This window comes from Bizionia myxarmorum (assembly GCF_008086205.1).
Lineage (GTDB): Bacteria > Bacteroidota > Bacteroidia > Flavobacteriales > Flavobacteriaceae > Algorimicrobium > Algorimicrobium myxarmorum.
Genome location: NZ_VSKK01000001.1, coordinates 598956 through 623430 on the forward strand (window position 1 = coordinate 598956; position 24475 = coordinate 623430).

At 33.5% G+C, this 24475-nt stretch carries 22 protein-coding genes and 1 tRNA gene; 11 read left to right on the top strand and 12 right to left on the bottom strand.

Annotated features, from left to right (window positions below):
- Positions 1-45: 45 nt before the first annotated feature.
- The 3 genes from ES674_RS02675 to ES674_RS02685 form a co-directional block, all read right to left on the bottom strand.
- Positions 46-1911 carry a cation:proton antiporter gene (locus ES674_RS02675; RefSeq protein WP_148402438.1) on the bottom strand — a complete coding sequence of 622 codons (1866 nt, stop codon included), beginning with the start codon at positions 1909-1911 and terminating at the stop codon, positions 46-48.
- Positions 1912-2133: 222 nt separating this feature from the next.
- Complete coding sequence (locus ES674_RS02680) at positions 2134-3906, bottom strand: SLC13 family permease (RefSeq protein WP_148402439.1); 1773 nt, start codon at positions 3904-3906, stop codon at positions 2134-2136.
- Between the two features lie 33 nt (positions 3907-3939).
- Positions 3940-4251 (bottom strand): DUF202 domain-containing protein, encoded by a 312-nt coding sequence (locus ES674_RS02685; RefSeq protein WP_148403618.1) that lies wholly within the window; start codon positions 4249-4251, stop codon positions 3940-3942.
- Between the two features lie 176 nt (positions 4252-4427).
- Between ES674_RS02685 and ES674_RS02690 the strand changes: the two genes are divergently transcribed.
- From ES674_RS02690 to ES674_RS02715, 6 genes are all read left to right on the top strand, one after another.
- The gene (locus tag ES674_RS02690) at positions 4428-5288 is read left to right on the top strand and encodes an MBL fold metallo-hydrolase (protein ID WP_148402440.1); all 861 of its coding nucleotides are present in this window, start codon (positions 4428-4430) and stop codon (positions 5286-5288) included.
- A 14-nt stretch (positions 5289-5302) separates the two neighbouring features.
- Positions 5303-6910, top strand: coding sequence for a S8 family peptidase (locus ES674_RS02695; protein WP_148402441.1), 1608 nt, complete (start codon positions 5303-5305; stop codon positions 6908-6910).
- A gap of 69 nt (positions 6911-6979) precedes the next feature.
- On the top strand, positions 6980-8779 hold the full coding sequence (locus tag ES674_RS02700) for a M1 family metallopeptidase (RefSeq protein WP_148402442.1): 1800 nt from the start codon (positions 6980-6982) through the stop codon (positions 8777-8779).
- A gap of 80 nt (positions 8780-8859) precedes the next feature.
- Positions 8860-9258: a ribonuclease P protein component gene (gene rnpA, locus ES674_RS02705; protein ID WP_148402443.1), complete on the top strand. Its 399-nt coding sequence runs from the start codon at positions 8860-8862 to the stop codon at positions 9256-9258.
- Positions 9242-10876: a S41 family peptidase gene (locus ES674_RS02710; protein WP_148402444.1), complete on the top strand. Its 1635-nt coding sequence runs from the start codon at positions 9242-9244 to the stop codon at positions 10874-10876. Before rnpA ends, ES674_RS02710 begins: the two co-directional genes overlap by 17 nt.
- A 36-nt stretch (positions 10877-10912) precedes the next feature.
- Positions 10913-11758, top strand: coding sequence for an OmpA family protein (locus ES674_RS02715; RefSeq protein WP_148402445.1), 846 nt, complete (start codon positions 10913-10915; stop codon positions 11756-11758).
- Here ES674_RS02715 and ES674_RS02720 read toward each other — a convergent pair.
- The 5 genes from ES674_RS02720 to ES674_RS02740 all read right to left on the bottom strand — a co-directional run bounded on the left by ES674_RS02720 (position 11755) and on the right by ES674_RS02740 (position 14381).
- Entirely contained in the window at positions 11755-12198 is a 444-nt protein-coding gene (locus ES674_RS02720) for a GNAT family N-acetyltransferase (RefSeq protein WP_148402446.1), read from the bottom strand. The genes ES674_RS02715 and ES674_RS02720 overlap by 4 nt on opposite strands.
- 2 nt (positions 12199-12200) lie before the next feature.
- Positions 12201-12593 (bottom strand): hypothetical protein, encoded by a 393-nt coding sequence (locus ES674_RS02725; RefSeq protein WP_148402447.1) that lies wholly within the window; start codon positions 12591-12593, stop codon positions 12201-12203.
- Between the two features lie 13 nt (positions 12594-12606).
- Positions 12607-13518, bottom strand: coding sequence for a cation diffusion facilitator family transporter (locus ES674_RS02730; RefSeq protein ID WP_148402448.1), 912 nt, complete (start codon positions 13516-13518; stop codon positions 12607-12609).
- Positions 13519-13953 (bottom strand): ribose 5-phosphate isomerase B, encoded by a 435-nt coding sequence (gene rpiB / locus ES674_RS02735; protein ID WP_148402449.1) that lies wholly within the window; start codon positions 13951-13953, stop codon positions 13519-13521.
- A 203-nt stretch (positions 13954-14156) separates the two neighbouring features.
- Positions 14157-14381 (bottom strand): hypothetical protein, encoded by a 225-nt coding sequence (locus ES674_RS02740; RefSeq protein WP_148402450.1) that lies wholly within the window; start codon positions 14379-14381, stop codon positions 14157-14159.
- 702 nt (positions 14382-15083) lie between these two features.
- Between ES674_RS02740 and ES674_RS02745 the strand changes: the two genes are divergently transcribed.
- From ES674_RS02745 to ES674_RS02760, 4 genes are all read left to right on the top strand, one after another.
- Positions 15084-16352 carry a leucine-rich repeat domain-containing protein gene (locus ES674_RS02745; protein ID WP_148402451.1) on the top strand — a complete coding sequence of 423 codons (1269 nt, stop codon included), beginning with the start codon at positions 15084-15086 and terminating at the stop codon, positions 16350-16352.
- 245 nt (positions 16353-16597) lie between these two features.
- On the top strand, positions 16598-18829 hold the full coding sequence (locus ES674_RS02750) for a ribonuclease R family protein (protein ID WP_148402452.1): 2232 nt from the start codon (positions 16598-16600) through the stop codon (positions 18827-18829).
- Positions 18830-18872: 43 nt separating this feature from the next.
- Positions 18873-19547 carry a head GIN domain-containing protein gene (locus tag ES674_RS02755; protein ID WP_148402453.1) on the top strand — a complete coding sequence of 225 codons (675 nt, stop codon included), beginning with the start codon at positions 18873-18875 and terminating at the stop codon, positions 19545-19547.
- A gap of 46 nt (positions 19548-19593) precedes the next feature.
- Complete coding sequence (locus ES674_RS02760) at positions 19594-20280, top strand: LysE family translocator (RefSeq protein WP_148402454.1); 687 nt, start codon at positions 19594-19596, stop codon at positions 20278-20280.
- Positions 20281-20499: 219 nt separating this feature from the next.
- Here the strand turns inward: ES674_RS02760 and ES674_RS02765 are convergent, their stop codons facing one another.
- The 4 genes from ES674_RS02765 to ES674_RS02780 form a co-directional block, all read right to left on the bottom strand.
- Positions 20500-21036 (bottom strand): lipocalin family protein, encoded by a 537-nt coding sequence (locus ES674_RS02765; RefSeq protein ID WP_148402455.1) that lies wholly within the window; start codon positions 21034-21036, stop codon positions 20500-20502.
- A 510-nt stretch (positions 21037-21546) separates the two neighbouring features.
- Positions 21547-21620: transfer RNA gene (locus ES674_RS02770), tRNA-Cys, on the bottom strand.
- A 72-nt stretch (positions 21621-21692) separates the two neighbouring features.
- Positions 21693-22061, bottom strand: a complete 369-nt coding sequence (gene folB / locus ES674_RS02775; protein WP_148402456.1) for a dihydroneopterin aldolase — start codon at positions 22059-22061, stop codon at positions 21693-21695.
- Positions 22061-22270, bottom strand: coding sequence for a zinc ribbon domain-containing protein (locus ES674_RS02780; RefSeq protein ID WP_148402457.1), 210 nt, complete (start codon positions 22268-22270; stop codon positions 22061-22063). The genes folB and ES674_RS02780 overlap by 1 nt, the downstream gene beginning before the upstream one ends.
- Before the next feature lie 103 nt (positions 22271-22373).
- Here ES674_RS02780 and ES674_RS02785 point away from each other — a divergent pair, with 103 nt between their 5' ends.
- Complete coding sequence (locus ES674_RS02785; RefSeq protein ID WP_148402458.1) at positions 22374-24368, top strand: glutamine--tRNA ligase/YqeY domain fusion protein; 1995 nt, start codon at positions 22374-22376, stop codon at positions 24366-24368.
- Positions 24369-24475 lie beyond the last annotated feature (107 nt).

Genomic DNA, 24475 nt, shown 5'->3' on the forward strand with positions numbered 1-24475 from the left:
TATTAAAATTCTTCCGGTTAAAAATACTTTAATATCAAATTTCTTCTATTGAGTTAACTGTTCTTTCACATTGTTTTTAAGCTTTTCTATATCCATAGGTTTGCCTAAATAGACCAATTCCCAATCGACTCGAATCTCATCTAAATCTAATTTTTCAGATCCAATAATGTACAACTCCTCATTGGTATCTTTAATAAATAGCGGAATGATTTCGCCATCATTTTTGGCTATTTCAATTAATTCTTCGTAATGTGCTCTACTTTCCAATTTAACCTCCTGAATAGATGGATATTTATTGGTTACCATAACCAAAGTACTATAATCCGTAGTATGTGAAAACAAACCTTCACCAGGAGTAATATCGGATTCTAGTGCTTCTGTAGCCGTTAAGAGTCTAAACGTACCATTTTCACCATATTGCTTACCAAATTTACTAATGGCGTATTTATTAATATCAGAACTTCCCGTTAAAGCCATTACATAACCCATATCACTCAATTCAATATTATCCATGAGTTTATCGGAGTATATGTTGGTGTTAATAGCTTCAAGGCCTAATTCTTTAGCTTTTGCAACGTTATTTTGGTTACTATCAATGAGCACCACATGTCTTCCATGTGTTTCTAAATAATGTCCGAGTAGTCTAGAAACTTTAGACGCTCCAACTATTAAAACTCCTTCAGATTTGGTTAAAAATACACCCACCAATTTAGCAATCCATCTGGCCGTAGTAGCGTTTAATAAGACGGTTCCTAAAACAATCATAAATACTAAAGGTGTAATATATTCGGCTCCTTCAACACCATCACTAGCTAATTTTAAGCCAAATAAGGACGCAATACCCGCGGCCACAATCCCACGAGGTCCAACCCAACTAATGAAGAGTTTTTCGTTGAGTTCTAAATTTGAACCATGTGTACTTAAAAATACGCCAATTGGCCTCAACACAAATACCACAATTGTAAAAAGAAGCACCGTATTCCAATTAAAAATTAATAACAGTTCTTGATAATTAATATTGGCTGCCAATAGAATAAAGAGAATAGATATTAACAAAATACTCAATGATTCTTTAAAGTATAAAAGCTCTTTTAAATAGGGTGAATTGGAGTTACCTAAAACCATACCCATAACCACTACGGCTAGAAGTCCTGATTCATGAGCAAATATATCAGAAAGGATAAAAACCCCTAAAACGGCCGCTAAAGCGAATACATTCATTAAATAATGAGGTATCCATTTTCTATTCATAATAAAATTAAGAGCATGTGCAAAGGTAAATCCGAAGGTAAAGCCAAACAGAACAATTTTACCAAACTCTATAAAAGCAGTTTTGGTGTATTCGCCACCGGCATCTACACTGATAAATTCAAAAACCAAAACGGCTACTAATGCACCAATAGGATCAATTAGAATTCCTTCCCACTTTAAAACAGCCGAAACATCCTTTTTTAAAGGAATATTTCTCAAAATTGGCGTGATAACCGTTGGTCCAGTAACAATAATTAAGGCCGAAAATAAAAACGAAATTTCCCAACTTAAATAAAAGATATAGTGTGCGGCAACAGAGGCACCGAAAAACGTGACTATAGAACCAATAGTAATTAATTTAGTAATAGCAGGACCCACATTTTTAATTTCACCCATGCGTAAGGTTAATCCACCCTCAAAAAGAATAATACTAATAGCCAAGGATACGAAGTAAAATAAACTTTCGCCGGGAAATAAACCTTCTTCTCCATTCCATCGCGGTTCAATCCATTTAGTACCATCGGCACTTAAAAATTCTTGAGCAATTGGACCTACCAATAAACCTATTAGGATTAAAGGTAAAATAGCTGGAATTTTTAATTTCCACGCTACCCACTGGGCTAAAATTCCTAAAATAATAATACCACCGAGTTCTAACATATAAGGATTGGTTTTTTCGTATAAAGATGGTCGGTTTAAACCCAAAACCTAACAAAAAAATAATGCTAGCTCACAGTAAAATCTATGAAATGCGACTTCTTTTTAATCGGTAATTTTCTAAATACGGCTTTTGTATTTCAAATTTTTTGGTAAAATAAGGTTTTTTATTTTACGATAAAGTAATTTTTAAAGATTGGACGCGCTAAATTCAAATAAAACGCTTTAAAATGGGAAAAAATAGGGAATTATAAAGGATGCTGCCGCCCAAATAATAATATTTAAGGGGGTACCAACTTTTAAAAAATCGGTGAACTTATAATTTCCTGGTGCATAAACCATAGTATTCGTTGGGTAGCTCATAGGTGTCATAAACGTTAAGGAACAGGCAAACATAATGGCCACCAAAAACGGTCTTTCACTAACTTCCATAATAGCCGCTAAACTAATTACAACAGGCGTCATTAACGCAGCAGTGGCTTTACTAGAAATTAAGTTGGTGGAAATAAAGGTTACCAAATACAATAAACTTAAAGTAATATGCGCATCATATTGTCCGAAGCCTTTTTGAATAACATCTGCAATTAATGTGGCACCACCCGTTTTTTCTAGGGCTGTTCCCATTGAAAGTACACCCGCCATCATAAAAATCACCTTCCATTCTACAGCTTGATACGCTTCTTTAGGTTTTAAAATCCCTGTTAATACCATCAATAAAGCACCAATCATAGCACTTATTAGAATGGTTGTTAGGTTTAAGGACGCCGCCAATATAACGCCTACTCCAATTAAAACGGCCGGAATAGCTTTTTTATAATTGGTTTGTTTCTTTTCATAGTCTGAAAGTTTAACTACCAACTTCTGATTTTCCAAATTTTCTAAATCCGTTTTATTACCTAAAACGAGTAGCATATCGCCTTCTAGCAATTTTACAGATGTTAATTTATCTAATAAAACATCCCCACGTTGACGAATGGCTAAAACTGACATGTTATAAGTACGTGTAAAACGCATGGATTTTAAAGATCCTCCAGCTAAACGGGAGCCAAAAGGAATAATAACTTCATAAATATGGTAAGCGTCAGCGCTGTCTTCCGCTGTTTTAATGCGCTTACTCCCTTCTACATGATAACCTTTTATATCTAATAAACGGTTAATGGTTTGTGGGGGCATCATGACTTTTAAAATATCACCTTCTCTAATAGTTGTCTCTGGTTTTAATTCATGCATTAATTGAGAGCCTCTTAAAATTGATAAAACCGAAATTTTATAGTCATTAGTTAGTTTAGCATCTTTAATAAATTTACCAATATCACTGCAGTCTTCAGCCACCAAAAGTTCAGTAATGTATTGCTTGGCGGCATGAGTTAATGCATTGGGTTTTTTATTTTTAGGAAGTAAAAAAGGCGCAATAAAAAACATGTACAGAAAACCAATAACTAATAAGCATAGTGCGGCTTGGCTAAACTCGAACATTCCAAAAGGTTCCAAGCCATATTGTTTGGCATAACTGCTAACTAGAATATTTGTAGAAGTTCCTATAAGCGTACACGTACCACCAAAAAGCGCAGCAAATGAAATCGGCATCAGTAATTTTGCAGGACTAATTCCTGTTTCCCTACACACCGTTAAAGCTATAGGTAACATAAGTGCTACAACAGCTGTATCATTAATAAAAGCAGAAAATAAGGCAGTAATGACACAGAAAACCACCAAGGCCACGATATAATGGATTTTGGCGAGTTTTATAATCTTATAACTCAATCCGTCTAGAATTCCCGAATGAAAAACGCCGCCACTCACCACAAAAATACAACCTAATGTAATTGTAGCCGGATGGTTAAAACCTGAAAAACCTTCTTCAGGATTAAGTACGCCCGACACAATAAAGAGTGCCATAATTAATATGGACGTGGTATCAATAGAGAAATAATCTTTTACAAATAGAAAGACCCCAATTAAAATAATAGCAAACGTAATCATGAGACTTAAACTCATAGGGAAGCGTATTAGTTATTTCTAATTAATAAATTAAGAATTATTTTTGTTTTCGGAATTATAAAATAAATGCTTTAAGCTTCTTTTCAATAAAACAAAGCGATAGACACCGATTACAAAGAAGAGCGCACTAAATACTAATGATAATAACGATAAATATTTAAAGTTTGGAAACCCTTCCAATTGTAAGAAAGCAATGCCTCCTAAAAGTAAATAAAGCGAAGATCGAATATAGGATAATAAGGTACGTTCGTTTGCCAATCGGGTGCGTTCAATGGCTAAATAATCTCTTAAAATGACCTCATCATCGGGTTTAAAATCACGTCCAAAACGAAGTAAATCCATTTTTCTAATTTTCAGTGCATCCGGAGTTTTCATAGTAAGCTTTTTATAAATTTAATTTAAATTTCCACAGCAGCAAATAATTTGGCTACCTTCTTCAGTTTTCAAAATGTTAAAAAACATCTAATATCCCACTAAATTTTTCAGAAATATGGCATGAATTCGTAATTTGCACAGATATGAAATTATATCCTATAAATTCTGGAAATTTTAAATTGGATGGTGGTGCTATGTTTGGCGTGGTTCCTAAATCACTTTGGCAACGTACTAATCCAGCAGATGCTAACAATATGATTGATATTGCAGCCCGTTGCATGCTTATTGAAGATGGCGATAAATTAACGTTAATTGATACAGGCATGGGCGATAAGCAAAACGATAAATTTTTTGGATATTACTATTTATGGGGTGATGATTCTATTGATAAATCGCTAAAACAACACGGTTTTCATCGGGATGATATTACAGATGTTTTTATGACACATTTACATTTTGATCATTGTGGTGGCAGCATTCAATGGAATAAAGACCGAACGGATTACGAGCCCGCTTTTAAAAATGCACATTATTGGAGTAATAAAGACCATTGGCAATGGGCAACACAACCCAATAACCGTGAGAAAGCTTCATTTTTAGAAGAAAACATTTTGCCTATTAAAAAAAGCGGACAACTCAAGTTTACCGATGTTCCAAATGCCGACATGCAACATAAATCCGAACTGGGTTTTGATATTTTTTACGCCAATGGCCACACAGATAAACAAATGATTCCCATGATTAATTACAAAGGAAAAACTATTTGTTTTATGGCCGATTTATTGCCAACCGTTGGACACTTACCATTACCTTTTGTAATGGGCTATGATACAAGGCCTTTGCTCACATTGGACGAAAAAGAAAAATTTCTGAAAATGGCAGCAGATAATAATTATTACCTATTTTTGGAACACGACGCACATAATGAAATAATTACAGTAAAAAACACAGTAAAAGGCGTGCGATTACAAGACGTTTATAGCTGTAAAGAAATTTTTAACTAAACTTATATTTTAAAATGAAATTAATTAAATCCTTTGTATTTACAGCGGGAATTGCTGCAGTAATGACCAGCTGTGGTAGTGGTGCCGAAATTTTATCGACACCTATAGAAAATATTGACATGGTTCCTTTAAAAATCAGCGAACTTACAGAAGCTGAAAAACACAATTGGGGTCACTTAGACCTAGTGAAGGACACTATTCCTGGTATGAGTGTTGACAAAGCGTATGCTGAAATTATAAAAAACAAAAAAGGCGAAATCGTAATTGTTGCGGTTATCGATTCGGGTATTGATATTGAGCACGAAGATTTAAACGGTGTGCTTTGGACAAACAAAAAGGAAATTCCTGGAAACGGCATTGATGATGATAACAACGGTTATATTGATGATATTCACGGCTGGAACTTTTTAGGAGATGCTTATGATGAGCAATTGGAATTTGTAAGAATCATTGCTAAAGGTGATGAGTCTAATCCACAATACGCAGCTGCTGTAGCGGAATATGATGAAAAATATCAAGAAGCTTTAGCAAACAAGCAACGTTATGACCAAATTTACGAAATGGTTCAAAGTGCTGATGAAACCATCTCTAAACATTTAGGTAAAAAAGAATATACTAAAGAAGAAGTTGCTGCTATTGATACAGACAAAGCAGACGTTAAACAAGCAGCTGCCATGTTACAAAACATGTATGCTAACGGTTTAGATTCGTCTACAGCTGCTTTATCTGCTATAAAAGAAGGTGTTACCTACTTTTCAGATCAAGTAAATGTTAATTTAAATAAAGACTTAAAAGGTAGAACTACCGGTGATAATCCCGATGATTTAACCGATGTAGGTTACGGAAACGGAAACGTTATGCCATCTCAAAAAGATGAAAGTCACGGAACGCATGTTGCTGGTATCATTGCTGCAGAGCGTAATAACGGTAAAGGTGCAAATGGTGTTGCTAATAATGTTCAAATTATGAGCTTACGTGCTGTACCAAATGGTGATGAGTACGATAAGGATATTGCATTAGCTATTCGTTATGCAGTAGATAATGGTGCTAAAGTTATCAACGGAAGTTTCGGTAAATACTACTCGCCACACAGTGATTGGGTACGTGATGCTATTGCGTATGCAAGTGATAATGATGTGATTTTTGTCAATGCTGCCGGAAACGAAGGTATTGATATTGATACGAAAGATGTTTATCCAAATGATGCCATTGGAACTGGTACTGAAGTTTCTAAAACCTTTATTACAGTAGGTGCTTTAGAGCCTAAATATGGTCCAAGTATGATTGCTGGATTTTCTAACTACGGAAAAATTAATGTAGATGTTTTTGCCCCAGGCGCTAAAATATATTCTACAACTCCAGAAAACGAATATGATACTAAAGGTGGAACGTCTATGGCTGCTCCTGCTGTTGCTGGAGTTGTTGCTTTAGTTCGCTCATACTATCCAAAATTAACTGCGGCGCAGGTTAAACAAGTTATTTTAGATTCAGGTATTCCTGTTATGACTAAAGTAGTTGTTGGTGGTGATGCGACGGATGTTAGACCTTTTAGTGAATTAACAAAATCAGCTAAAATGGTAAATGCTTACAACGCCCTAATTATGGCGAGCCAAATGAAATAATTTCTTATAAATCGAAAAAAATCTCATCACTTAAATGATGGGATTTTTTTTACTTAAATTTTACTTATTATGAAAAAACTCCTATTCTCTATTTGCTGTTTAAGCCTTTTACTCGCTTGCGGTACGGCGAGCCAAATGGACACGCAGAAATCTGTAACTAAATCAGACAATTCGTACTATTGGCAACAACATGTAGATTACAAAATGGAAGTTGATATGGATGTGGAATCCTATCAATATCAAGGAAAACAGAAATTAGTTTACACGAATAATTCACCAGATGTTTTAAAACGCGTTTATTATCATTTATACTTCAACGCTTTTCAGCCAGGTAGTGAAATGGATGTACGTTCTAGAACTATTTCCGATCCAGATGGTCGTGTAGGTGATAGAATTAGTAAACTTAAACCGAATGAAATTGGCTATGTAAAAGTGAATTCTTTAAAACAAAACGGAACGACTTTAAATCATAAAACGGTAGGAACTGTTTTAGAAGTGCAATTAGCCAAAGCTATTCAGCCAGGAGAATCCGTAACTTTTGATATGGATTTTGACGGACAAGTACCAGTTCAAATTCGTCGTTCTGGGCGTAATAGTTCAGAAGATGTGGCATTATCTATGACACAATGGTATCCAAAATTAGCTGAATATGATTTTGAAGGTTGGCATGCAGATCCTTATATTGGTCGTGAATTTCATGGCGTTTGGGGAGATTTTGATGTAAAATTAACTATTGATAAAGATTATGTTGTAGCTGGAACAGGTTATCAGCAAGAACCTGTTAAAACAAACGGGAATAAAAAAACAATACATTTTATAGCACCAAGAGTTCACGATTTTATGTGGGCAGCAGATCCTGATTATATTCATGATACCATGCAAGTTCCAGATGGCCCTATTTTAAATTTTTACTATAAAAATACCCTATCTGATGATCAAAAAGCAGATTGGAAAAAGCTACAGCCAAAAACGGTAGCCTTAATGCAGTATTTCAGTGAGCAAATTGGCGAGTATCCTTATAAGCAATATTCAGTAATTCAAGGTGGCGATGGCGGAATGGAATATGCTATGGGAACTTTAATTACAGGAAAACGTTCTTTAGGTAGTTTAGTGGGCGTTACAGCACACGAATTAGCACATACATGGTTTCAGTTTTTACTAGCTTTTAATGAGTTGAAACACGAATGGATGGATGAAGGTTTCACCAGTTATATTAGTGATTATGCTATGAATGAAGTCATGAACCAAAACAAAGCAAATCCAACAGAAAGTGCGTACAGAAGCTATATTTATTTAGCTAAATCTGATAAAGAGCAACCTTTAACAACACATGCGGACCGTTATGTCTATAACCAAGTTTATGGAATTCAAGCTTACAGCAAAGGTTCTGTGTTTTTAGAGCAATTAGGCTATGTTATTGGTGAAGAAAATTTAAAAACAACCATTAAAAAATTCTATACTGATTTTGCTTTCAAACATCCAACACCTATGGATTTCATCCGCACGGCTGAAAAGGTGACCGATTTTGAATTAGATTGGTATTTAATGGATTTTGCACAAACAACGAACACGATTGATTATGCTGTAACTGATATTGCCGGTAAAACTGTTTCGTTAGCGCGTATTGGTTTAATGCCAATGCCTATAGACATTACCGTAACTTATACAGATGGTACATCAGAAAATTTCTACATTCCGTTGCGTATGATGCGTGGATCTAAACCCACAACGGCTACCATTATTGCAGATTGGGCTTGGGCTTTCCCAACTTATACATTTGAAGTTTCTAAAACGGTGAAATCTGTTGAAATTGATCCAGCAAAAGGAATGGCCGATATTGATAGAGATAATAACACAATGGAAAAATAAAATTTTTTATACCATTTCAAAAAGCTGCTTTCGTTATAAAAGCAGCTTTTTTTATGCTTAATTTGTACCTTTGAAAACGCATGGATAAAACGTATAATAAACACGAAAAATTAAAAAGCAAAAAACTGATTGACCAACTCTTTACAGAAGGCAAATCGGTGTCTGTGTATCCGTTTCGTATGGTTTATTTGGAAACGATCTTTGAAGATCATGTTCCCTTTAAAACCGGTGTTTCTGTTTCCAAAAAATATTTCAAAAAAGCAGTAGATAGAAATCGGATAAAACGCCTCATGCGTGAAGCATATCGCTTAAACAAAACCACCTATTTTAACAACATTACAACACCTTATGCGTTTATGATTTTGTACATTGGTAACACAAAACCAACCTACAACCATGTTGAACAGTCTATGAACAAGCTGTTTAAAAAGTTTACAAACGTCACGCCTAAACAAACTATTGATGAAAAAACTACTTAAAAAGCGCATTCTTATCCCCTTTTTTGCGCTTACTGTTTTTATAACGGGTTCCGCTTTTCAAAATGACTTTTTTGAAATCGCGAAGCAAATTGAAATCTTCACCACTTTATATAAAGAAATTAATATGAATTATGTGGATGAAACCAACCCTGCTGAATTGATGGATACCGCCATTAAAAGCATGCTAAAAGATTTGGATCCTTACACACAGTTTTACAACGAACAAGATGTTGAAGCTGAAAAAATTAGAAGAACAGGCGATTATACAGGCATTGGTGCTAACGTGCGCACCATGAAAGATAAGCTTGTTATTATTGAGCCTTATAAAAATTATCCTGCAGACAAAGCCGGACTTAAAGCTGGTGATGAAATAATAAAAATTGAAAACACCGTTATTGCCAATTATAAAGATGATGCTGGCGATTTATTAAAAGGAACAAACGGCACCCAAGTAAACGTCACTTATTTACGTCAAGGCAAAGAGTTTACGACTAAAATTATCCGATCAGAAATTGAAATAGATGCCGTGCCTCATTTCTCTATGGTGGATGATAAAACAGGTTATATTGTTCTGGATAAATTCAATAATAAAGCATCACAACAAACAGGTTATGCGCTGCGCGATTTAAAAGCCCAAGGTGCGCAACGCATTATTTTAGATTTACGGGGTAATCCAGGTGGCTTGTTATTAGAAGCTGTAAACGTGGTAAATTTATTTATTCCAAAAGGGCAATTGGTCGTGACTACCAAATCCAAAGTTAAAAAATACAACCGCGAATATTACACACAAAAAGATCCGATAGATACAGCTATTCCATTAGTTGTTTTAATTAATGGCAGCAGCGCATCGGCCAGCGAAATTGTTTCAGGTTCTTTACAAGATTTAGATCGTGCGGTAATTGTTGGATCAAGAAGTTTTGGAAAAGGTTTAGTACAGCGCCCAAAACCATTATCCTATGGTACGCAGCTTAAAATTACTATTTCGCGTTATTATACGCCTTCAGGCCGTTGTATTCAAGCATTAGATTATGTGCATCGAGATAAAGATGGCAATGCGGTACGTATTGAAAAAGATAAATACAATGAATTTAAAACTAAAAATGGCCGCAAGGTTTTTGATGGTGGCGGCGTATTGCCAGATGAACGCTTGAATGTTACTGAAAATTCATCCATTACTAATGCCATTACAAACGATTTCTTGATTTTTGATTATGCTACTGAATATTATTACAAGCATCCCGATTTAAATGTGACGGATTTTGAACTAACAACTGGCGATTTTGACGCCTTTAAAAGCTATTTGAAAGCTAATAACTTCAACTTCATAACCGAGACTGAAAAAGCTTTGACAGAGGTCCTTAAAAGCGCTGAGAAGGAGAAATTGGATGATAATATTCAAAAAGACTATAAAGCTTTGGTTGATAATTTAAACAATTCAAAAGCATTAGCCATTGATGAGAATAAAGAAGACTTATTAACTATACTAACCGATGAAATTGTAAAGCGATATGTGTACCGTGAAGGTTTGTATGATTACTATAAAGTTCATAATTTAGAGATTAAAAAAGCAGCTACAATATTGTCTAATTCAAGCACTTATAATGGATATTTAAGATAATTTGAATATATTGAGCTTTGTTTGCCCTAATAATTCATGAAAACGCGATTATTACTCCTTTTTCTTATTGGTTTTAACTGGCTTTTTTCTCAAGAAGAGCGCAGGCATATTGTCTTTTTTGAAACAGATCAATATATTGTTTTACCAACAGAAGAAAGTCGCTTGCTTTTATTCCTTTCCGAAATTGAATCTTTAGACATTGAAAAAATATCCATTTACGGGTTTTGCGATGATACCGGATCTAAAAATTATAATTTAAGACTTTCACAATACCGCGCCAATTCTATTAAAACCATTTTTTCTAATAATGAATTTGATGAAACTAGAATCACCAATGTGGATGGTAAAGGTGAAGTATTATTAAAAGTGGTTGATGAAGAAGATGTGGCAAAAATTCGTGGTTTAAACCGCAAGGTAGAAATCCGCGTGCAACCCTATTCTCCGCCACGAACTGAAGCCGATTTAGTAAAACCGAAACCCAAAGAATTTTCAGAAGCTATAAAAGGGGATGTCAAAGCTGGCGATAAGTTTTTACTAGAAAACATGTTGTTTAATACCGGATACAGTACGCTGCTGCCTGAATCTAAAAAAACACTTCAAAAAATAGCTGAAACACTAATTGAACGTGAAGATATTTACTTCACTATTCAAGGACATGTTTGCTGTACCCAAAATGGCCGCGATGCTGTTGACAGACGCACTAACAAGCAAAATTTATCGGCTGCCAGAGCTAAATATATCTATGATTATTTAGAGAAAAAAGGTGTAGATAAGCGCCGAATGAAATATGTAGGCATGCGCCGTAAATTTCCATTAGGTGGCGAACCCAAATATGATAGACGTGTGGAAATTTTGGTTACTTATGTTGGTGCCGCCGATTAGTTTTTAAGCATTCCAATATGTGGAATACCATCTTCTAAATAACCTTCACCAACTTCCTGAAAGCCTAAATTATTATAGAATTTTTTTAAATAGGTTTGCGCCGAAATCTTTATAGTGGTTTCGTTATAAGTAGTTTTTATTGCCTCAATAGAAGCCTTCATAATATCATAACCATATTGATGTTTTCGCTCGTTTTCTTGAACAACCACACGGCCAATGCTCGCTTCATCAAAATAAAAACCCGGTTTAAAAATACGTGTGTAAGCTACAAGCTTGTTATTTTTAAAACCTAACACATGCAAGGCTCTCTCATCTTTTCCATCCACATCTTGGTAAACGCAATTTTGTTCTACTACAAAAACTTCGCTTCGTAATTGTAATACCTGGTAAAGCTCTACGGTTGTTAATTCTTGAAAGGTTTTGGTTATAATTTCTAACATATTTAAAAGGACTTTCGGGTTACAACTAAATTATTTCCTGGAATTTCTAGGGATACCTCAAAATAATAACGGCCTTTAGTTACTAGGGTATTTTCGTCATATCTAACCGGTGAATAGGCATAAAAACCATTCGCAGTTTGGACCGTTATTTCCACCTCGGAATAAACAGCGCTTACTTCATAAAAACCTGAATAACTTTCTGGTTCTATTTGTTGAAATACTAAACTTCCGTTGGCCGTTATAATTTCAGTTCGTAAAAGTTTGGTATTGGTATTGTTCTTAATGGCTATTTCTAAATTTTGAGGTGGCGGAAATGCTTCATTAATAAGCGCATCTGTAGCCCGTGAACAGGATAAAATGCTCAAGAGCATAAATAATAAAAGCGAATTTCTCATCAGAGTTTGGTTTTTAATCCTGGACAATAACTTCTTTAGGATCTGCTTTTTCGTATTCTGGTTGAATGGTGACGTGGTTGATATTAAATTCGTCATGCAACACCTGTTCTATCGTTGTTAATAAGCTATCAAATTCGCTTACGGATATGTCTTCAAATAAATCTAAATGTGCCTCTAAATGCAACTCATCATCACTTAAATTCCAGATATGAACATGATGCATTTTTTTTACTTTCGGAATCTGATTTACTGTTTTAACAACTGTTTCGATATTGATATGATCTGGTGTAAAAAGCATAATCATTTTGGTGGATGTTTTTAGTAAATCCCAGCCAACCCAAATTAAATACACGGCAATTAAAAAAGTTAGTAAACTATCTACCCAAAATAATTGGTAGTATTTCATAAGTAAACCACCTATTAAAACCGCAACGCTAGCCAGCATATCCGTTAGAAGATGCAAATAAGCTGATTGCATATTTAAATTCGATTTTGCGTCCTTTTTAAGTAATAAAACACTTAAACCGTTTCCTAAAATAGCAATAAAAGCTAACCAAATTACCAGCGTAGAATCAATTACTTGCGGATTTAAAAAGCGTTTAAAGGCTTCAATAATTAGAATTACCGCAACAATAACAAGCGTGGACGCGTTTATAAACGCCGCTAGAATTTCGGCGCGTTTAAAACCAAACGTTCTACTTACCGAGGCTTTTTGCTTGGTTAATTTGGAAGCAACATAACTTATTATTAAGGTAATAACATCACTAAAATTATGCAAAGCATCACTTAACAAGGCCAAACTTCCTGATATTAAACCACCTATAACTTGCGCAATGGTAATTAGAATATTCAGAAAAATAGAAATGAGAAGTTTGCGACCTCTCAAATCTGGATGGGCGTGGTTATGTGCTTGCTGGTGCCCCATTTAACAAGATGTCGAAATTTTTTCAACTCTATTTTGATGTCTGCCACCTTCAAAAGCAGTTTCTAAAAACGTATCAACCATTGCTATGGCTTGCTGAACCGATGTATATCGTGCAGGAATACTCAATATATTGGCATTATTATGTTGCCTAGCCAAAGCGGTAATTTCGGTGGTCCAACATAATGCGGAACGCACAGCTTGATGTTTATTGGCCGTCATGTTGGCACCATTTCCAGATCCGCAAATAATAATTCCGAAATCCGCTTTTTTACTTTCTACATCTTTAGCAACAGGATGTACAAAATCTGGATAATCTACACTGTCGTTGGAATCGGTTCCGTAGTTAGTAACTTGGTGACCTTTGCCTTCCAAATGTTTAATAATAGCAAATTTATAATCGGTTCCGGCGTGATCGTTTCCTATAGATATTTTCATTTTTTATAGCTTTTTGTATCTCGTTAAAGGTAAAAAAATAAAAGGATATCTATAGGTTTAGATAAGTACCATAAAATGGTTAATTTTTAAGGTTTCAAATTAGTAAATCCACCAAGGTTTTGCTTAATAAACCTACACAAAATATTAAAACCATATTATCCAAGTTTGCTAATCTTAAGAAATCAAACAATTATTAAGTCCCATTAAAATTGTGCTTTGTAAAAAATGTGGCTAGAAATATTTACACTAACTATTAAAGTTAAATCGCTTATTAAAACTTTACCATCTAGCGTACCTTCGCTATCAATAGATTGAGTTATTAACAATTGCTCAAATGCAACATCTGGTATCGTAGTATACTGCGATATGGCAAGTTGAATAACTAAAAAAATAAGGACTGTTGAAATTAAAGTTTGACTTTTCTTCATTGTAAAATAGTTTAATAGATTCGTAAAAAGTATTATGCTATTTTAACTTGAAAAAGAAATTAGTGGAAAAGAGGATTCCAATGCTATAAATCTATAAAAATATAACTAATTGATTGCAAGTGTTTTAAAATTATTTTTAATAAATATTTAAGACTCTTAATAAGTACCCATTTTACACCTCATAACTTGTTCATAAGTGTTTATCAAATTCTAACAGGTAAATTTTTTAAAGTCAATTAATTTTTTCAAGCGAAAACTCAAAGCAATAAACCTAAAAAGTTAGCCCTTTTTTTTGGACAAGTTGTAAGACCAATTTTAAAGCTTTATAAACATAGAAATTGAAAATACTTGTCAGCTATTAACTATTAATATCAGTTGTTAACAGTTGTTAATAGCTTTCAAAATTCACCTAAAAATGAACTCATTAAGAACATATAACATGTTAACTACGTATCAATAAATTGTAAACTACGTGTAATCAAAATTAAAATTGATAAAGTTATAGGCTCTATTAACACCCTATAATAACCATCATTATTTTTTTAAATTTTAAAAGAAAAAGATGATTATATATATATATGTGGATAACTACTTCTGGATTCAATTTTCAAAAAATAAACTATTTAATTTTTAAATGTTAACCTTCCAATATATGATTCATTAATAATAAACAATGAAAGATTAATTTAAAACATCTATATTATGAAATTAACACTATTTTTATTTTTAAGTTTATTTAGTATTATTATAAGCCAAAGCCAAACGTTTAATGACGGTATTTTGGAGTATACCGTAACAGATGCTACTAATAATTTTGTTTCAGTAAAAAAATATAACAATAACTGTCCAACAAGTAATCTCGTAATTCCAGAAAATGTCACGGACAATAGCATAACGTATACTATTACAAGTATTGCTGATTTTGGTTTTAGTAATTGTTCAAGTTTAACTAATGTATTACTACCTAACGGAATTAATAGAATTGGAAGTGCGGCCTTTAGGAATTCTACAGCTCTTATAACTATTAATTTTCCTAGCTCGCTTACGTATATTGATGCCGAAGCATTTTCTGGTTGTAGTAGTTTGACAAATTTAACGTTTCCATCAGGCTTAACTAATTTACAATCAAAAGCTTTTAAAGATTGTACTAGTTTGACTCAAATTATGTTACCGGACAGTATTACTTATTTGGGCCTACAGGTTTTTATGGGATGTACAGACTTAACTACTGTAAATTTATCTAATGGTTTATCATCTATAAATGGAAGTGTATTTTATGGTTGTACTAGTTTAATAAATGTAACAATTCCTGATAATATTACGACAATAGGAACTTACGGATTTTATGGTTGTATAAACTTAACTGATATTATTTTGCCTCCAAATCTTGATATTATAGCAGATGTTGCATTCTTTGGATGCACGAGTTTAAGTTCTATTAATTTTCCAGAGACGCTTACTAGTATTGGTGTCCAATCTTTTTTTAACACTAATCTCAATTCCATTAGTATTCCTAGTAGTGTTACAACTATAAAATCTGAAGCATTTAAATCTTGCGATAATCTTACAAATGTTTCGGTAAACTGGAATAATCCACTCGCAATTGACGCTGATGTATTTGATAATGTTCCCATAAATACTATTCCGTTAACGGTGCCAGCAGGAACCATTCCAGATTATCAAGCGGCGCCTGTTTGGCAAGATTTTGAATCGTTTAACGAGTTAAGTATTTCGGATTTCGAATTAGCGGAAAGCATTAGTTTATATCCAAATCCAACATCCGACATTTTAAGAATTGAATTAAACCAGATATCAGCACTTAAAAAAGTGCTAATTTATAATCATTTAGGACAAATAGTTTCAGAAGAAGATACCACTAAAATTGATGTTTCTAATTATTCTAAAGGTATGTATTTTGCTCAAATAGAAACAACTTTAGGGAAAAGTGTTAAGAAATTTATAGTGAAATAAAATAATAAAAATTACATATTATAAAAAGGCTCACATGAATATGTGAGTCTTTTTACGTTAACGTAATATTAAAGAAACACGCATTTAATATTAAAAACGTAGCTTTGTATGAAATTTAATACTTCTAATAACCTGATCACTACTATTAATTGCTGTGATTCTGTTAAACTCTTCTCTAAAAGTATTAAATTTATAAAACTATAAAATTCCTTATTTCAAAGGAATGAAATGATTACAAGTAATACATGACAAGAAAGAAAACACGGAAACCATCACATAACAAGATTTCCAACCTTACAGATACTATTTTAAGTATTTTAAAAAAAGACCGCAACCAAGCATTTAATTACAAACAAATAGCGTCAAAATTAGGCGTAAATGATGCCAGCAGTCGCAATCAAATTATTAAAAAACTTCAAGAACTTAAAGTTAAACAAGAAGTAGAAGAAGTAGAACGTGGCAAATTTAAAGCCCTTGTTTCTACAGAATATCATACGGGTCGCGTAGATATGGCTTCTAGAGGATCAGGCTATATTATTAGCGATGATTTTGAAGACGATATATACATTGCCTCCAATAATATGAATAAAGCGCTTCACGGGGATGAGGTAGAGTTTTATGCCTATAAACGCCTTAAACAGGGAAAACGTGAAGGCGAAATTACTCAAATTATCAAACGCGCTAAATCTGACTATGTTGGCGTTATTCAATTGCATAATAATTATGCTTTTGTAGTGGCAGATAGTAATAAAATGTACACCGATATTTTTGTGCCTATTAATAAAACCATGAATGCCAAAGATGGCGATAAAGTATTGGTTTCATTAGAGGAATGGCCAGAAAAGGCGGATTCGCCAAACGGAAAAATTATTGAAGTTCTTGGAAGACCTGGAGAACACAATACCGAAATTCATGCTATTTTAGCCGAATATGGTTTGCCATTAGAATTTCCGAAGGAAGTAGAAGATTTTGCTAATAAAATTGATACCGCTATTACCCAAGAAGAAATTGCTAAACGTCGGGATATGCGTAAGGATTTAACCTTTACTATTGATCCAAAAGATGCCAAGGATTTTGATGATGCTTTATCTTTTGAAGTTTTAGATAACGGTTTATACGAAATAGGAATTCACATTGCCGATGTTTCGCATTACCTGCAACCTGGAACTATTTTAGATGAAGAAGCTTACGAACGGGCCACTTCGGTTTATTTAGTAGATCGTGTGGTGCCTATGCTACCTGAAGTTTTATCAAATAATGCCTGTTCATTACGTCCAAATGAAGAAAAATACACCTTTTCGGCCGTTTTTAAAATGAACGAGAAAGCGGAAGTCGTAGATGAATGGTTTGGTAGAACGGTTACGTATAGTGATGCGCGTTTTGCTTATGAAGAAGCGCAAGCTATTATTGAAGAAAATGCAGATTTAAACATGTCATCTAACACCGTTGATATGTCTAAAATTGATACAACCATTCCTGCTGAAGTCGCTATTTCGGGAAAACAATATAATACCACTCCAGAAATTGCTTTTGCCACTTTAAAGATGGATGCTTTTGCAAAAAAAATGCGTTCTAAACGAATGAGTTCAGGCGCTATTTCCTTTGATAAAGTAGAAGTGAAATTTGATTTAGATAAAGATGCAAATCCAATTGGCGTTTTCTTTAAATCGTCCAAGGACGCTAATAAAATGATTGAAGAATTCATGTTATTAGCCAACCGAAAAGTTTCAGAATTTGTTGGAAAGCAGAAAAAAACCTTTATTTATCGGGTTCATGATGAACCAGATGATAGTAAATTAGAGGCACTTCAAAATGTCGTTAGCCGCTTTGGTTATAAATTAAATTTGAAAGATAAAAAATCTGTTTCGTCTTCATTAAATAATTTATTAAGTGAAGTAGTCGGTAAAAAAGAACAAAATTTGGTAGATACTTTAACCATACGAACTATGAGTAAAGCCGAATATACCACACATAATATTGGTCATTACGGACTAGCTTTTGACTATTACAGCCACTTTACATCACCAATTCGTCGTTATCCAGATATTATGGCGCATCGTTTATTACAAATGTATTTGGATGGTGAAAAATCTGCTAATGCCGATATCTACGAAGAAAAGTGTAACCATTCCAGTAATATGGAAAATCTAGCAACGAAAGCGGAACGTGATTCTATTAAATACATGCAAATTCGTTTTATGGAAGATCATAAAAATGAAGATTTTGTAGGTGTTATTTCTGGCGTTACAGATTGGGGACTTTATATAGAAATCATTGAAAATAAATGTGAAGGTATGGTAAGTGTTCGCGATATGAAAGACGACCATTATCAATTTGATCAAGATCATTATGCTTTAATTGGGAATAAGAATAAAATTATGTACCAATTGGGTGATGAGGTTATTGTTAAAGTAAAAAACACGGATTTAGTTAAAAAACACCTTGATTTCTATTTAGTAGGAAAAAATGAGGCCTAGTTTTTTATTTAATCTAGTAAATAATTTCACAATTTTAAATGACATGAGAAAGTTTCTTTTTGCACTCATTTTATGTGCATGTATATCTGTAAGTCAAGCGCAAACAGAAAGATCGCTTGGCGATTTTAATGAAATAAAAGTTTACGATAGGATAGAAGTAGCCTTAATAAAATCGGATGAAACTAAAGTAATTATCCAAGGTCGGAATTCGGAAGATGTTATTATTGATAACAAAAACGGAAAACTAAAAATTAAAATGTCGCTTAAAAAATCTTTTGATGGCGCTTTAACTACGGTTGAAATTTACTACAAACAAATTGATAAAATTGATGTCAACGAAGGTTCCTTTGTTGGTTCCAACGAGATTTTTAATCAGTTTGAATTAAAACTGGATGCCCAAGAAGGCGGTAGTATTAAGGTACTAGTAGACAACATGACTTTTTTAGAAGTTAAAGCCGCAACTGGTGGTGTTGTGCGTGTATCGGGAGCCACCAAAAATCAAAAAATTGATTTAAATACGGGTGGATCATTTTTGGGTAAAGAATTAGAAAGTGAAACCGCTAAAGTTACTATTCGAGCAGCTGGTGAAGCAGATATAAAAGCTTCAGAAGAAGTGGATGCAAAAGTACGTGCTGGCGGAACTGTTTACATATATGGAAATCCGAAATCTGTTAAAGAAGACACCGTTTTTGGTGGAAAGATAATTCGTAAGGATTAATACATAGGATTTTCATAAATTTGTAGAAATAGCTTTTAAATAATTTATGATTGACGATATTTTAACGGCCATTCCCTTCGGAATAATATTATCCTTTACCATTGGACCTGTGTTTTTCGTTCTTCTAGAAACCAGCGCCACTAAAGGATTTAAGAGCGCGTTAATTTTCGACTTTGGCGTTATTGTAGCCGATATGTTATTTATAGTGGTTGCCTATTATAGTACCACGAAATTATTGGATAAAATTAAAGATGATCCTAATTTCTTGGTTTTTGGTGGCGTCCTTTTGGCGGTTTATGGATTTATATCTTTTATAAAAACCTCCAAATCATTTCGGGTTATTGTTCGGGAATTTCACACCGTGGAAATTAAAAAGAACTTCGGAAAACTCTTTATTAAAGGCTTTTTACTTAATTTTATTAATATTGGCGTTTTGCTGGGTTGGTTGGGTTTCATAGTTATTGGCAACTCATTAACTGAAAATAATCAAGGGCTTTTTATATTTTTAGGAACCATTTTAGCCGTATATTTTCTAGTAGATCTTCTTAAAATTTTGGCTGCTAAAACACTTAAAAACAAACTTACACCAAGGCTTATTTTTAAAACTAAAAAAATTGTCTCTTTGGTAATTATGGGATTTGGTATTTTACTACTTTTACAAGCCTTTTTCCCTAGAGAAAAGGAAATTTTAAAAGAGAAACTTCAAAATATTGAACTGTTTAAATCTGAATAATTTTTAGTGGCCTACTTATAATAGTCCAACTAACAATTCTTAAGAAATGGATTTCTTCGCATACTAAAAGACCTCAAAGTCCAATATCTCTATTAGAATTATGAGGTCTGATTAATTCAAAAAAATTATAATTGCAATTATAAAAAGGCGGTGCTTAAATACCTAATGGCTTTTCTAATTTTAAAATAGAAGACTTTTTAAATGTGTATTTAGACCAATTTAAATCCTTTCAAGTGTCATTTTAATTATAATATTCATACTTTCTAGCATAGGGTTTGGAGTACCTGTATTCATATCTTTAACATTAGCACTTAAATAGAGCACATTTCCTTCTAGTTTATCAATATAATATTTAATAGTAGTGCCATTTTCATTGTGTATTAGTAATTCACTTCCGTTCAGTTCCCAAGTACCTTGTCCAAACATATCACTGCCTTCAAAACTTTGGGTTTGCGGTGTACCCATTACAGTTAAGTCCATCTCTAAAGAAATGTTACCAGTAACAGAGGTAAAGGTATTGTCCTGTTGAAAATTTAGTCTATTATTTTCATCTATTTCTACAAAACTTCCCGAATATTGTATTGGTACAGACATGCCTCCTAAATTAACATTAGTAGAACCTGCTGGAATATAACCTTCTTTTAAGGTCCATGAACCAGTTATATTGATTGGCGGATTATCACTATCATCGTCAGAAGAACAGGAGACATTTGTCCCGATTAAAAAACAAATTAAAACGAATTTAAGGATTTTCATACATGTATTTTTTTAGAGATTTATACTAAATTATAGTGTAAAGGTTAATGTACAGTACGTTGTAAGGTTAACAAATTTAGATCTTAAAAAGTTTTAATTTAAGAAATATAACAATTTATTCAAAAATGGAATTTTTTGAAAGTTTTTTATACTAATCATGCAAGTTTGTACAACGTAAGCTAGTCGATTCAAAAAATGCAGTTCAGTTAATTTTAAAACCAATCGTTTGCAAATTATTGAAGTTGGTAATACCTAGAAATTTAAATTTAAAAATAAACTAAATAGAAGTTTCTTACCTATAAAATTTCTATAATAACACGTAATAATCTCTATTTTGGTGCAAATTGGAAAAGTGAAACACCAACGTAATTACTAAATGCATTTACATGTTTTCAATGTCAGTTGGCCTGCCTGCCGTTAGGCAGGAGTGAAAGGGCGTATTTCAGCCATTTTGTATCGCGAACTTGTATCTAGAACAAAAAAAAACCTCCAACGTACGTTGAAGGTTCTTGGAGGTGTCGAGCGGATTCGAACCGCTGTAGCAGCTTTTGCAGAGCTGAGCCTAGCCACTCGGCCACGACACCCAATTCCTTTAAATAAAAGGAGTCTCTTTTTTAAGAGAGCACAAATGTAAAAAAAATATAACTACTTCGCTACTACTTTTGCTTTTTTCGCTTTTCCTGCATTTTTATCGTCACCATTTCCACATCACCGCCAATTGGAGGATTCATTTTACTCACCCAAACAGTTGCTTTTGTAACCATTGTATCTTCATTAAAAATACGATTCAAAATACGTTTGGCAACCGTTTCTAATAAATAAGAAGGTTTCGCCATTTCTTCGCGCACTATTCTATTTAAAAACACATAATCCACAGTATCATTTAGTGAATCAGATTTTGCTGATGCTTGTAAATTAGCTTTGATCTCTAAATCCACACGATAATCACTACCAATTTTAGTTTCTTCTTTTAAGCAACCATGATTGGCAAATACCCGAATATTTTCAACTTTGATAGTTCCCATTAGCTTGTAAAGAAATCAAAAACATTACTTAATCCACTGGTTTTAGTTTTGTAAAACTCCGTATACGTGCAGCGTGCGCACGTTACAGAGGTAAATTTTTTATTTTGAATATCAAAAATTTTAGAGAAAGTACCACCTGTTGCGCGCATTTCACTTACTTGATAGTTTTTATGGTCGCATTTAGGACAGGAATAATTAAGTTGTTTCATGGTCTGTTATTTTGGATAAAATTAAACAATAATGCGCGAAATGTTAATACAACAAACGTATATTTCCGTAATTTGCAGCAGTTTTTAAAAACACGTATTGAATATGTCTGAAGAAACAAAGTCACTCAATTTTATTGAACACATTATAGAAGAAGATTTAAGTAATGGTTTAAAAAAGGAAGCCTTGCGTTTTCGTTTTCCACCAGAACCTAATGGCTATTTGCATATTGGACACACTAAAGCCATTGGCATTAGCTTTGGTTTGGGCGAAAAATATAATGCGCCTGTAAACTTGCGTTTTGATGATACCAATCCAGCCAAAGAAGAGCAGGAGTACGTGGATGCTATTAAGCGTGATATTGCTTGGTTGGGCTATAAATGGGCTGAAGAAGTGTATTCATCAGATTATTTTCAGCAGTTATATGATTGGGCAGTTGCTTTAATTAAAGAAGGTAAAGCGTATATAGATTCGCAAACAAGTGCGGCTATGGCGGAACAAAAAGGAACACCAACGCAACCAGGTGTTGACGGTCCGTATCGAAACAGAAGTATTGAGCAGAATCTTGATTTATTTGAACGCATGAAAGCGGGCGAATTTCCAGAAGGTTCTCATGTTTTGCGTGCTAAAATAGATATGCAACATCCCAATATGCTTATGCGTGATCCGTTAATGTATCGTATATTAAAGAAATCCCATCACAGAACTGGAAACGATTGGTGTATTTATCCTATGTACGACTGGACACATGGTGAAAGCGATTATATTGAACAAATATCCCACTCTTTATGTTCGCTTGAATTTAAGCCGCACAGAGAGCTTTATGATTGGTTTAAGGACCAAGTATATAAATATCAACCAGAAGCGCTACCAATGCTTCCAAAACAGCGTGAATTTGCACGTTTAAACTTAAGTTATACTATTATGAGCAAACGTAAGTTGCTCAAATTAGTAGAAGAAGGCATCGTTACAGGATGGGATGATCCAAGAATGCCAACTATTTCAGGCTTGCGTCGTCGTGGATATACGCCAGAATCTATTAAACAATTTATTGATAAAGTAGGTGTCGCCAAAAGAGATAACGTAATTGATGTTTCGCTTTTAGAATTCTGTATCCGTGAAGATTTAAACAAATCGGCACCACGTGTTATGGCTGTTTTAGATCCCATTAAATTGGTAATTACTAATTATCCAGAAGATAAAGAAGAGTGGCTAGAAGCTGAAAATAATCAGGAAGATGAGAGCGCTGGTTTTAGAAAAGTGCCATTTTCTCGTGAATTATATATTGAAAAAGATGATTTTAAAGAAGAAGCTTCTGATAATTTCTTTAGGTTAAAATTAGGTGGTAACGTGCGACTTAAAAATGCCTACATCATCACGGCAAATTCTGTTGTGAAAAATGATAAAGGTGAAATAACTGAAGTGCATTGTACGTATACAGAAGATACAGAGAAAAAAGTAAAAGGAACCTTACATTGGGTTTCTATAAAACATGCTATAAAAGCTGAAGTGCGCGAATACGATCGTCTGTTTAATGATGAAGCACCAGACAGTCATGTGGAAATGGATTTTATGGAATTTATTAATGACAATTCTTTAAAAATTGTTGAAGCATTCATAGAACCAAGTTTAGCAGATGCGAAAATAGGGGAGCAGTTTCAGTTTCAACGTTTGGGCTATTTTAATGTGGATGATGATAGTTCTTCAGAAAAATTAATTTTCAATAAAACCGTCGGTTTAAAAGATTCTTGGGCTAAACAAAAGCCTAAAACAACTGCAAACCAGCCTAAAACTGAACAAAAGCGTCCAGCAATCGAGCTTATAAAACAATACGGTAAAAAGTATGATAAATTACCAGACGATAAGCGTGAAGAAGCCAAAGAAGCTATTCAAGAATTAGCAAAGCATGTTAATTACGATGATTTAGAACCTTTGTTTAATACATCCGTTAAAAAATCAGGAACGCGTATTATAACCATGATTAGTTTAGGCGTATTGCTTAAAAAAGGATTGGAAAAGAACGATGCTATAAACGATTTTATAACGACAGCTTTAGAAGATAAAAATAAATTATTAGTAGAAGAAGCTAAAGCTTTATAATCAAAACCTAAAATCCACAAGCTTTTAAACTTGTGGATTTTTTATATATAATGCTATTATTTTGAAGATTAAAATTCTCTTTTTAGGCCTCCTTTTATGCTTCGTTC